We start from the raw sequence: 706 nt of genomic DNA, 5'->3' as shown, positions 1-706 counted from the left end.
AAACCGCCAAACGGAGTAATACGAGGGGCGTTTTTCGTGGCTTGCTTGATGTTTGGGCCTTGAGCCATGGTCGTCATCGAGCGGAACTTCCAAACTTCGATTTTTCGACCGTCCAAACCATAACGATGCTGCTTAAATATTACAGGGCCTTTTGACGTCAACTTAATACCAATGGCGATAGCAAGCAGGATTGGTGATATCAACACTAAGATAATGCTAGAGAACAAAATGTCTTCGAAGCGTTTAATCCAGGATGAAACGCCAGCAAAAGGCGTATCGAACACGCTGAGAGTTTGAACTTGACCAATTTGATCCCAGCGAGAATGGAGCAGGTTGTAAGTAAAGAAATCCGGGATCAGATAGGTGTTCGCTGTGGTGTCGGAGAACTGGTTCAGGATGGAAGCAATGCGCTCTTTAGCATGCATTGGCATTGCAATGTATACGTAATCGACCTCACCTCGTTTTGCTCGTTCTAACGCTTGGTTTACCGCGCCTTTGATTGGGTATTCGGAGCTAGGCAATCTGTCGCTAGAGCGTTCGTCATAGAAGCCGTCAAATAGAACACCATGCTCGGTGTGGTTTTGAATCTCGTTGGCAAGGGTAATGCCGTGAGGGGTCTGGCCGATGATGATAGCGGTGCGTGTGTTGAAGCCCATTTTTCGCAAATAGGCCAAAACGGTACGAAAGGTCACTCGCCACGCCAACA

The 706-nt window shown here is 47.7% G+C and carries 1 protein-coding gene; it reads right to left on the bottom strand.

The window, feature by feature from the left end:
- A partial coding sequence (locus R7190_RS27495) for a sugar transferase (protein WP_318137885.1) occupies positions 1-706 on the bottom strand: 706 nt, incomplete at both ends.

The organism is Vibrio sp. 1078-1 (assembly GCF_033340475.1).
This window is presented reverse-complemented; position numbering and strand designations above follow the sequence as displayed.